We start from the raw sequence: 10189 nt of genomic DNA, 5'->3' as shown, positions 1-10189 counted from the left end.
GGAGGCGCATTATAGGGAGTTTCCTCAGGCTGACAAGTGTTTCTTCGAATTAATTTACTGAGCGCCTCTTTTTTAAACGAACGGCTTAAAAAGAGACGTTTCATGGCCGAATAACGCACAAAAGTGGCAACGAAACGTTGTAAAGAGACCTGCCGTTGCCGATTGCGGGTGCTATTATTTTGCTTCTTCTCGCAGGATAACCCCAGGAAGGACACTCAATGATAAAATCCGCGCGCAGCATGGCTGGTTTGCCATGGATAGCTGCTATGGCCTTTTTCATGCAGTCACTCGACGCCACCATACTGAACACTGCCCTGCCCGCTATCGCCACCAGCCTCGACCGTTCTCCCCTTGCCATGCAATCCGCCGTCATCAGTTACACCCTGACTGTCGCTATGCTGATTCCGGTCAGCGGCTGGCTCGCCGATCGCTTCGGCACGCGCAAAGTGTTTATTGTGGCGGTATCGCTGTTCACCCTTGGCTCACTGGCTTGTGCACTCTCACCGACGCTTTCGGTGCTGGTCATGTCGCGCATCGTACAGGGCGTCGGTGGCGCAATGATGATGCCGGTCGCGCGACTGGCACTGTTACGTGCCTATCCACGCAGTGAACTGCTGCCGGTACTCAACTTTGTGACCATGCCAGGTTTAGTCGGGCCGATACTGGGCCCGATGCTGGGTGGCGTACTCGTCACTTACGCCACCTGGCACTGGATCTTCCTGATTAATATCCCGATTGGCATTCTCGGCATTATCTACGCACGCAAATATATGCCGGACTTCACCACACCTAAGCGCCGCTTCGACTTTTTCGGCTTCATATTATTCGGGGCTGGACTCGTGATGATCTCGATTGGGATTGAGCTGTTCGGTGAGCGGATTGTTTCTGCCTGGCTGGCCGGCGGGATATTACTCAGCGGGATCGTGCTTTTACTCCTCTATATAGTGCATGCCCGAAATCACCCTTCACCGCTGATCAACCTGCCGATGTTTAAAACCCGGACCTTCTCAGTCGGCATCGTCGGCAACATTGCCTCTCGTCTCGGCACCGGCTGTGTGCCCTTTCTGATGCCGCTTATGTTACAGGTTGGATTTGGCTTTTCCGCGATTATTGCAGGCTGCATGATGGCGCCAACCGCCCTGGGTTCGATTCTGGCGAAGTCGACCGTGACACAACTCCTGCGCTGGCTGGGCTACCGCCGTCTGCTGGTCGGCATTACCGCCATTATTGGCATCCTGATCGCCAGCTTCTCCCTGCAGTCACCCGCTGAAAGTATCTTCGTACTATTGCTTCCACTGTTTATTCTCGGCATGGCGATGTCTACGCAATTCACCGCCATGAACACCATTACGCTGGCCGACCTGAATGATGATAACGCCAGCGGCGGAAATAGCGTGCTGGCAGTAACGCAGCAATTAGCGATCAGTTTTGGTGTGGCCGTCAGCGCTGCGGTGCTGCGCTTTTATCAGGAGTTTGAAACCAGCACCATTTCACAGTTCCATGCCACGTTTCTGACTATGGGTATCGTTACCGTACTTTCGGCGCTGACCTTTATGCTGCTGAAAAACGGGGATGGACGTAATCTGATCAGCAATCGTGACAAGAAGAAAAAGCGCTAAACCGACCCCCGCACCACCAGTTCCGGCGTCAGCACCAGCGTTTGCTGACTGGCGTCGGGATCGCTGAGACGATGAATTAAGGTGTCTATCGCCAGTTCACCCAGCGCATCTTTCGGCTGATGGATGGTACTCAGTGGTGGAGTGAGATAACGCGCCAGTTCAATATCGTCATATCCCATCACCGCCATCTGCTGCGGAATCCGCATCCCGGCCTGATAGAGCGCGTGATAAACGCCAACCGCCATTGCATCGTTGCTGGTAAAGACGGCTTCTGGCGGCGTTTCCAGCGCCAGCAGTTCGACCATCCCGTTGTAGCCCCCCTGAAATTCAAAATCACCATTCACCACATAGCCGGGCAGAATCTCCAGGCCACTCTTTGTCATGGCGTTGCGATAACCTTCCAGGCGCATACGCGCAGGGGTTTTATCCTGTGGACCGGCGATACAGGCTATACGGGTATAACCGCAGTCGATGAGATGCTGAGTAGCCAGTTCGCCGCCCAGCAGCGCGTTATCCTGAATAATGTCACCGCGGCCTTCAAAGGGTGCCCAGTCCATCATCACCGTAGGTATAGAAGGATAACGGTTCAGAATATCTGCCGAAGGCAGGTGACTTTCAGTGCACATCATCAGCAAACCATCGACACGCTTCTGCATCAACGTTTCCAGGCTGCGATTCATTCGCTCCTCGTCACCCGCCGTGTTACAGAGAATCAGGCTATAGCCACGCTGATAGCAGCTCTCCTCCACACCGCGCACCACTTCGGCATAAAAGGGGTTACTACTGGTGGTCAGCAGCATACCGATGGTGTGGGTCTGATTAATTTTCAGACTGCGTGCCAGCGCAGAAGGGGCATAGTTGAGATGACGTATCGCCTGCTCAACTTTTTCGCGCACGCCATCACTGACAAAGCGATTGTTATTGATCACGTGCGAGACAGTTGAGGTAGAGACGCCCGCCAGGCGAGCAACATCTTTCATGGTGCTCAAATGCTTAGCCCTGCTGCTGCAAAAAATCATCGATCTCCGTGCGCCACGGCACGGAGGGCTGTGCACCCGGTCGAGTAACGGCAATAGCGGCGGCGGCATGGGCAAATCGCACCGCGTCGTACATTGGCTTCTGCTCCAGTCGCGCGGTAATAAAGGCACCGTTAAAGGTGTCACCCGCCGCGATGGTGTCGATAGCTTTAACACTGAAGCCTGCAATACGCTGACCTTCTCCCCGCTCGCTCAGCCAGACGCCGCGGCGACCAAGCGTAATCAGTACCGTGCCGATGCCTTTGGCATGCAGCACTTCCGCAGCGCGTGCCGCATCTTCATCGCTGTTGACTGCAATGCCGGTCAGGCTCTCGGCTTCGGTCTCATTCGGCGTAATAATATCGACTAATGCCAGCAGTTCATCTGAAAGAGAGGTAGCGGGAGCCGGATTGAGGATAACCTGCGTATGATGCTGCCGGGCAAGCGTCGCAGCGGCCAGTACGCTTTCCAGTGGTGATTCCAGCTGCATTAATAGTGCATCAGCATCGGCGATAACCTGCTGATGACGCGCCACACAATCGGGTGTTAACGCCGCATTTGCACCAGAGTAAATGCCAATGTTGTTCTCACCGTCACCGTTGACGAAAATCATTGCCACACCGGTCGACTCGCCCTCGACCACCTCGACTGGCGTGGTATCAATATTGTCCTGCGTAAGCTGATCACGAATACGTTTACCCATGTCGTCAGCGCCCACACAGGCGATAAATGCGATATCGGCACCGGCACGACCAGCGGCTACCGCCTGATTTGCACCTTTACCGCCAAACGCAATCTGATAATTCTGCCCGATCACCGTTTCACCGGGACGAGGAAAGTGCGCCAGATTAAGGATGTGGTCAGCGTTGATGCTGCCAAGAACGGCCAGTTTTGCGTTTTTGCTCATTAGGGGAGTCCGGAATAAGTGCGCCACCGGGAGGGTGGCGCGGTGCCCTGCATTTCTTTGAGTTATTGAGTGACCAGCTTCAGGTCGACCGGATTGACCGCCTGCACTTTTTCACCCTTCAGCACTTTATCAGCGGTATCCACGCCGATCATGCCAATTTTTTCTGGCATCTGTGCCACAGTCGCAGACAGTTTGCCAGCTTCTACGGCTTTAACGCCATCAGCCGTGCCGTCAAAACCCACCACGATCACACCCGTTTTTCCGGCGGTCTGCAGTGCACGCAGTGCACCCAGTGCCATTTCGTCGTTCTGCGCGAATACCGCCTGAACATCCGGGTGTGCCTGCAGCAGGTTCTGCATCACGTTCAGACCTTTAGTACGGTCAAAGTCAGCAGGCTGGCTGGCGAGGATCTGGAATTTATGCGCATCAGCGGCCTGTTTGAAGCCTTCGCCACGTTCACGGGCAGCAGATGTGCCGGCAATGCCCTGCAGTTCGATAATTTTGGCGTTTTCGCCCACTTTTTTGGCGATGAAGTCACCGGCCATTTTGCCGCCGAAGCGGTTGTCAGAAGCGACATGGCTGACAACGGTGCCCTGAGCTGCAACACGATCCAGGGTGATAACCGGAATCTTCGCCTGGTTAGCCATCTTCACGGCGTTACCCACGGCATCAGAGTCGGTCGGGTTGATCAGCAGCAGCTTCGTGCCGCGAACGGTCAGATCCTGCACATTCGCCAGCTCTTTCGCCGGGTTATTCTGTGAATCCAGCACCACCAGGTTGTAGCCCAGTTTATCGGCTTCTTTCTGTGCACCCTCTTTCAGCGAAACAAAGAACGGGTTGTTCAGGGTTGAGACCACCAGCGCGATGGTATCTTTTGCCATGGCGCTGGTACTGAGCGTGGCGCCGAGAATCATGGCCAGTGCGGTTAACTTTTTCATCTTGTTATCCTGTGTAAGGTCAGAGTTATTTACTGCTTTTATTATCCACCAGCACCGCCAGCAGGATGACTACCGCTTTAACGATCATCTGGTAGTAGGAAGAGACGCCCATCAGGTTCAGGCCATTGTTCAGGAAGCCAAGGATCAGCGCGCCAATCAGGGTGCCGAAAATACGGCCTTTACCGCCGGCCAGGCTGGTTCCACCCAGCACGACCGCAGCAATTGCATCCAGTTCATAGCCGGTGCCCGCTGTCGGCTGTGCCGAAGAGAGACGCGCCACTTCAATGGTGCCCGCCAGCGCAGCCAGCATGCCACTCAGTGAATAGACGATAATTTTGACGCGATTCACATTGATGCCAGAGAGACGCGTTGCCGCTTCATTACCACCCAGTGCATAGATATAGCGGCCCAGGCGGGTGTGTTGCAGCATGTACCATGCGGCAATAAAGACCAGCGCCATCAGCCAGACCGGCGCAGGAATACCCAGTGGGCGACCAATACCAAACCAGCCCAGCAGATCGGCATTGGCACTGAAGCCGGTGTTAATCGGGCTGCCGTCGGTGTAGACCATGGTCACACCGCGCAGCAATAACATCATGACCAGCGTGGCGATAAAGGCCTGTACCTTGCCGCGTGCCACAATGGTGCCGGTCAGGCCACCGATTGCCGCGCCCAGTGCCAGCGAAGCCGCCACCGCGACCAGCGCATTGACTTCCATGCCCACCAGCGATGCACCCACTGCGCCCGTCAGGGCCAGCAAAGAACCCACAGAGAGGTCAATGCCTGAGGTCAGGATCACCAGCGTCATCCCGACGGCCATAATGGCGTTAACCGAGGTCTGCTGCAGAATGTTGAACAGGTTCGCCACGGTAAAGAAGTTCGGACTCTGGCTGGCCACCACGGCGATCAGCACCATCAGCGCAATCAGTGACTTCTGTTCCAGCAGCCAGCTTTTGCTAAACCAGCGACGGCTGGCCGGTAAAGTTTGGGTCGTCATACCACTAAATCCTCGCTGTGTTGCTTGCCTACGGCGGCTGCCATCAGGCTTTCCTGAGTGGCCTCTTCTCGGGTAAATTCGCCGCTGATACGGCCTTCATGCATCACCAGAATCCGATCGCTCATGCCCAGCACTTCCGGCATTTCCGAGGAGACCAGGATGATGCTCAGCCCTTCGGCTTTAAACTGGTTAATCAGTTGGTAGATCTCTTTCTTCGCACCGACATCCACACCGCGTGTCGGTTCATCCAGAATCAGCACGTTGGGCCGGGTCATCAGACCGCGGGCAATCGCCACTTTCTGCTGGTTGCCGCCCGAAAGCAGGCCAATCGGCTGCTCCATAGACGGCGTTTTAACATTGAACAGACGGATAAAATCGCCCACCGCCAGCTGCTCTGCTGCATGTTTCAGCGTGCCGCTGCCGTGACTGAAATAGCGCAAGGCCGTCAGAGACATGTTCTCTTTTACTGACATGCCCAACACCAGGCCATCACGCTTACGATCTTCGGAGATATAGACGATGCCATTCGCCAGTCCATCCTGCGGAGAACGCGTCACGACTTCCCGGCCATTGAGCCACAGATTGCCTTCGCGACGCGGCAATGCGCCGTACAGCACCTTCATCAGTTCGGTACGCCCCGCACCCATCAGGCCAGAAACGCCGAGGATTTCACCTTTGCGCAGGCTGAAGCTGACGTTCTCTACACCTGGTCCGCTCACGTTCTCCACTTTCAGTCGCACATCGCCTGGCGCCTGATCGATATGAGGATATTGATCTTCCAGCTTACGTCCGACCATCATCTCGATGAGGCTCTCTTCGGTCAGCTCGCTGACCGGACGTTCAGCAATAAACTGGCCGTCGCGGAACACCGTGACGTCATCGCAGATCTCAAAGATCTCTTTCATGCGATGCGAGATATAGACGATGCCGCAGCCCTGCGCTTTCAGTTCGTTGATCACGCGGAATAGAGACAGCGTCTCGGTATCGGTCAGCGCATCGGTTGGTTCATCCATAATGATGACCTGTGATTCGAAGCTCAGGACTTTGGCGATTTCGACCATTTGCTGATCGCCAATCGACAGATCCCCGACCAGCTTGTGGCTGTTGAAGCGCAGATTAAGACGTTTAAGCAGCGCATCCGCTTCGGCATACATACGCGGCCACTGAATACGGCCAAAACGACCTACATATTCGCGACCGAGAAAGATATTCTCCGCCACGGTTAACTGAGGGATCAGGTTCAGTTCCTGATGGATGATGCCAATGCCCGCTTCCTGAGACGCTTTCGGTCCACTGAAACGGGTCTCTTTGCCGAGCCAGCGCAGCGTACCGGCATCATATTGATAGATCCCGGTCAGCACTTTCATCATGGTGGACTTGCCTGCGCCATTCTCGCCCACCAGCGCCATCACGCGTCCTGCCCGAACATTCAGCGATGCACCCTTGAGGGCTTTCACACCCGGAAAGGATTTTTCAATGCCCTCGAGTTGCAGTAAAGGTTGCATAGCGGCCTCAGAAGGTCACACCGGCGCTGAGGATGACATTCGCAAACGGAGAACACTCTCCGCTGCGAATGACCGCCTGACTACGCTGCGTTTGTTGTTTGAATTGTTCATGACTGGTGTAGCTGATGGTGATGATATTCCCCTGGTGCTGTTGCAAGGCTTCGAGCACAGCGACAAGCGCACTATGAAGTTGCGGATTATGCTGCTTAATCTCTTCCGCGATCAGGGCGCTCTCTACCTGCATCTCCAGTGCGACAGCATTCACCACCTGCATAAAATCGGGCGTACCCGGCGTGAGCGCTAAGTCGATACGCTGCGGTCCTGCCGGAATCGGCAAGCCTGCATCGGCAATCGTCAGCGTATCCGTGTGTCCCAGGCGGGCAATCACATGAGAGAGTTCAGCGTTTAACAAGCGACCTTTTTTCATCTTTTCACTCCACAGCGAAACGTTTCGCTGATGGGAGTGTATGAAAAGGCGCCATCAACTCAACGGGCAAAGAAGAAATCTGTGATCGCCATCGAAACGTTTCGCTCACGCGAGGGGAAATTTGCATTAAGGCGGGGAACGGGCAGAAAAAAGGGCCGCAAATGCGACCCTGAAGCAAAAGATTAAGGCAGCTTTTTAACCTGCTTAACGTCCATCTCAATGCTGTTGAAATCTTTATCCAGTTCGCCCGTGAGCTCTACGTTATCTTTGGGCGTGATTGTCTGGCCGTTCCAGTGCTTGTGGTCGATTTCGACTTTCATGGTGCCGGTCTGGTCGCGGAACAGATAATCTTCTTTGCCGGTCTGTTTCTCCAGCTTGCCGCGCACGGTGATCCAGCTGTCATCTTTCATCTCTTCAGCCTGCTTCACGGTCACCACACTGGTGTGGTCTGCACTAAAGCCACCCTGTCCGGCTGCTGACTGTGTCTGTGTGGCTGGCGCGCTGGGATCAACAAATCCGCCCTGCTGCGCAGCGAAAACCGGGGCGGAAGCCAGCATAACGACGGCCAGAATTGCAGCATGCTTTTTCATGGTGTACCTCTTTTCAGTGGTGTTTTCGGTTTGAATACGCCCAGTTGACCACAGAGTTCTTAACAGCTTCTTAAGCGTTAAAAATAAGCGATTTTCGCCGAAATCAGCTGTACACCAGGGAAGTTGCTTCGTATAAAGCGCTATCGGAACAGGGAGACGTGATGCGTATTTTACTGATTGAAGACGATCGCTTAATTGGCGACGGTATCAAAGCGGGGCTAAGTAAGCTGGGCTTTAGCGTTGACTGGTTTATGTCTGGTGAGTCCGGCTTTAACGCGCTGGAGGCCGCACCCTGGGATGCGGTGATTCTGGATCTTTCACTGCCCGAGCGGGATGGACTCGATATCCTGCGGGAGTGGCGACAGCAGGGCAACGATGTGCCGGTACTGATACTGACCGCCCGCGATGCGCTCGATCAGCGGGTCAAAGGCCTGCAGCTGGGCGCTGATGACTATCTATGCAAGCCTTTTGCCTTAACCGAAGTGGCCGCTCGCTTACAGGCGCTGATCCGCCGCCGTCACGGCCAGCTGCAGCCCGAACTCCGTCACGGTAACGTGGTGCTGATCCCCGGCAGCCACAGTGTGATGCGCGAGGGTGAGACGATTGCGTTGAAAAGTCGTGAACTGGCGCTGCTGGAACTCTTTATGCGCAATCCAGGCCGGGTGCTGACGCGTAGCCAGCTGGAAGAGAAGCTCTACAGCTGGGACGCCGACGTCTCCAGCAATGCGGTGGAAGTGCATATCCATCATCTGCGTAAAAAGCTGGGCAGCACATTTATCCGCACGCTGCATGGCGTCGGTTATACGCTGGGGGCCGCCGAATGCGATCAATGAGTCTGTTTCTGCGGCTGGGCATCGGTTTTGTGCTGCTGCTCGGCCTCTGCTGGGCCAGTGCCAGCCTGAGTGCCTGGCATCAGACGCGTGAAACCCTGGATGAGCTCTTTGATACCCAGCAGATGCTGCTGGCTAAGCGTCTGCTGACGCTGGATTTCTCCTCGCTGGACAATACCACACTGCCCAGAACCAAAGAGATGCTGCGCCACCATCGCGGCGAACAGGATGATGATGCACTGGCCTTTGCTGTCTTCACGCGTGACGGCAGGCAGGTGATGAATGATGGCGACAACGGCCGCTATCTGCCGTTTGAGGCGGAGCATCAGGGATTTCATGAAGGGCAGCTCACCAATGACGACGATAGCTGGCGATTTGTCTGGCTGACCACGCCCGATAAGCAGTTCCGGGTGGTGGTGGGACAGGAGTCGGAATACCGCGATGACATGACGCGGGATCTGATGAAGGCCAGCATGTTGCCCTGGCTAATCGCGCTGCCTTTAATGTTGCTTCTGCTTATCGGTCTGGTCTGGTCTGAACTGCGGCCGCTGAAGACGCTGGCAAAACAACTGGCGCAGCGTTCGGCCGATGATGATACGCCGCTAGAGGCAGACCGCGTGCCAAAAGAGGTGCAACCGCTGATGGTCGCGCTCAATGGTCTGTTCAGCCGCATTAGCGCCATGATGCAGCGTGAACGACGCTTTACCTCCGATGCCGCGCATGAACTGCGCAGTCCGCTGGCCGCGCTGCAGGTGCAAAGCGAAGTGATACAGCTGACAGCGGATGACGAAGTCATGCGAACCCATGCGCTGCAGCAGCTGGATGCCGGGATTGTCCGCGCAACGCGGCTGGTGGATCAGTTGCTGACGCTCTCGCGGGTTGAAGCCGATGATGTGCGCAGCGCCTTCGAACCTGTGTCGCTGAAACGCACGGTGCAGGAGACGCTCGCCGCACAGCTGCCTCTGGCGGACAAAAACGGTGTGACGCTGCGCCTTCTCGCAGAGGCCGATCCGCTGATTCAGGGGCATCCGCTGTTACTGTCACTGCTGGTGCGGAATCTGCTGGATAACGCCATTCGCTACACGCCAGCAGGCAGTGAAGTTGATGTGCGGTTGCAGGCAAACAGCCTGTCGGTGGAGGATAATGGCGAGGGTCTGAGTGCAGCGGATCTGCAACGGCTCGGAGAACGTTTCTGGCGACCGCCGGGCCAGGAGAAGAGTGGTAGCGGGCTGGGATTGTCGATAGTCCGCAACATTGCCCAGTTGCACGGAATGCAGGTCACCTTCAGCCAGCGATCCGGCGGCGGATTATGCGTCACGCTGCGCTGGTCAGCGCCCGCCCCGTAAGGCGGACGCTGCAG

The 10189-nt window shown here is 55.7% G+C and carries 11 protein-coding genes; 3 read left to right on the top strand and 8 right to left on the bottom strand.

From position 1 onward, the window contains the following. The coding region (locus tag NP77_RS23760) for a hypothetical protein (RefSeq protein WP_231572311.1) at positions 1-215 on the bottom strand (215 nt) is incomplete at its 3' end. A gap of 3 nt (positions 216-218) precedes the next feature. On the opposite strand from NP77_RS23760, the gene mdtD reads away from it, so the two are divergent. After that, the gene (mdtD, locus tag NP77_RS01035; RefSeq protein WP_003849472.1) at positions 219-1619 is read left to right on the top strand and encodes a multidrug transporter subunit MdtD; all 1401 of its coding nucleotides are present in this window, start codon (positions 219-221) and stop codon (positions 1617-1619) included. Here mdtD and rbsR read toward each other — a convergent pair. From rbsR to NP77_RS01000, 7 genes are all read right to left on the bottom strand, one after another. Beyond that, positions 1616-2599 carry a ribose operon transcriptional repressor RbsR gene (rbsR, locus tag NP77_RS01030; protein ID WP_003849474.1) on the bottom strand — a complete coding sequence of 328 codons (984 nt, stop codon included), beginning with the start codon at positions 2597-2599 and terminating at the stop codon, positions 1616-1618. The genes mdtD and rbsR overlap by 4 nt on opposite strands. Positions 2600-2612: 13 nt before the next feature. Continuing rightward, complete coding sequence (gene rbsK / locus NP77_RS01025) at positions 2613-3542, bottom strand: ribokinase (protein ID WP_039658689.1); 930 nt, start codon at positions 3540-3542, stop codon at positions 2613-2615. 62 nt (positions 3543-3604) lie between these two features. After that, a complete protein-coding gene (gene rbsB / locus NP77_RS01020) occupies positions 3605-4480 on the bottom strand; it encodes a ribose ABC transporter substrate-binding protein RbsB (protein ID WP_003849477.1) in 876 nt (291 codons plus the stop codon). A 25-nt stretch (positions 4481-4505) separates the two neighbouring features. Then, positions 4506-5477, bottom strand: a complete 972-nt coding sequence (gene rbsC, locus NP77_RS01015; RefSeq protein ID WP_003849479.1) for a ribose ABC transporter permease — start codon at positions 5475-5477, stop codon at positions 4506-4508. Further along, entirely contained in the window at positions 5474-6982 is a 1509-nt protein-coding gene (rbsA, locus tag NP77_RS01010) for a ribose ABC transporter ATP-binding protein RbsA (protein ID WP_039658687.1), read from the bottom strand. The genes rbsC and rbsA overlap by 4 nt, the downstream gene beginning before the upstream one ends. Positions 6983-6989: 7 nt before the next feature. Next, positions 6990-7409 (bottom strand): D-ribose pyranase, encoded by a 420-nt coding sequence (gene rbsD, locus NP77_RS01005; RefSeq protein ID WP_003849483.1) that lies wholly within the window; start codon positions 7407-7409, stop codon positions 6990-6992. Between the two features lie 182 nt (positions 7410-7591). Continuing rightward, positions 7592-7999 (bottom strand): YgiW/YdeI family stress tolerance OB fold protein, encoded by a 408-nt coding sequence (locus tag NP77_RS01000; protein ID WP_003849484.1) that lies wholly within the window; start codon positions 7997-7999, stop codon positions 7592-7594. A 161-nt stretch (positions 8000-8160) separates the two neighbouring features. Here NP77_RS01000 and qseB point away from each other — a divergent pair, with 161 nt between their 5' ends. Both qseB and qseC read left to right on the top strand, forming a co-directional pair. Beyond that, positions 8161-8832 (top strand): quorum sensing response regulator transcription factor QseB, encoded by a 672-nt coding sequence (qseB, locus tag NP77_RS00995; RefSeq protein WP_003849485.1) that lies wholly within the window; start codon positions 8161-8163, stop codon positions 8830-8832. Continuing rightward, positions 8820-10175, top strand: coding sequence for a quorum sensing histidine kinase QseC (gene qseC, locus NP77_RS00990; protein ID WP_082040824.1), 1356 nt, complete (start codon positions 8820-8822; stop codon positions 10173-10175). The genes qseB and qseC overlap by 13 nt, the downstream gene beginning before the upstream one ends. The last annotated feature ends 14 nt before the right edge of the window (positions 10176-10189 follow it).

The sequence above is a fragment of the Pantoea sp. MBLJ3 genome (assembly GCF_000816655.1).
GTDB lineage: Bacteria > Pseudomonadota > Gammaproteobacteria > Enterobacterales > Enterobacteriaceae > Pantoea > Pantoea eucalypti.
Note: the sequence above shows the minus strand (reverse complement) of the source record. Positions and strands in the feature narration are given on the sequence as shown.

Excerpts from the sequence above, each read along its gene's own strand:
- mdtD (WP_003849472.1), top strand. The coding sequence starts at position 219 with ATGATAAAATCCGCGCGCAGCATGGCTGGTTTGCCATGGATAGCTGCT.
- rbsR (WP_003849474.1), bottom strand. The coding sequence starts at position 2,599 with ATGAAAGATGTTGCTCGCCTGGCGGGCGTCTCTACCTCAACTGTCTCG.
- rbsK (WP_039658689.1), bottom strand. The coding sequence starts at position 3,542 with ATGAGCAAAAACGCAAAACTGGCCGTTCTTGGCAGCATCAACGCTGAC.
- rbsB (WP_003849477.1), bottom strand. The coding sequence starts at position 4,480 with ATGAAAAAGTTAACCGCACTGGCCATGATTCTCGGCGCCACGCTCAGT.
- rbsC (WP_003849479.1), bottom strand. The coding sequence starts at position 5,477 with ATGACGACCCAAACTTTACCGGCCAGCCGTCGCTGGTTTAGCAAAAGC.
- rbsA (WP_039658687.1), bottom strand. The coding sequence starts at position 6,982 with ATGCAACCTTTACTGCAACTCGAGGGCATTGAAAAATCCTTTCCGGGT.
- rbsD (WP_003849483.1), bottom strand. The coding sequence starts at position 7,409 with ATGAAAAAAGGTCGCTTGTTAAACGCTGAACTCTCTCATGTGATTGCC.
- NP77_RS01000 (WP_003849484.1), bottom strand. The coding sequence starts at position 7,999 with ATGAAAAAGCATGCTGCAATTCTGGCCGTCGTTATGCTGGCTTCCGCC.
- qseB (WP_003849485.1), top strand. The coding sequence starts at position 8,161 with ATGCGTATTTTACTGATTGAAGACGATCGCTTAATTGGCGACGGTATC.
- qseC (WP_082040824.1), top strand. The coding sequence starts at position 8,820 with ATGCGATCAATGAGTCTGTTTCTGCGGCTGGGCATCGGTTTTGTGCTG.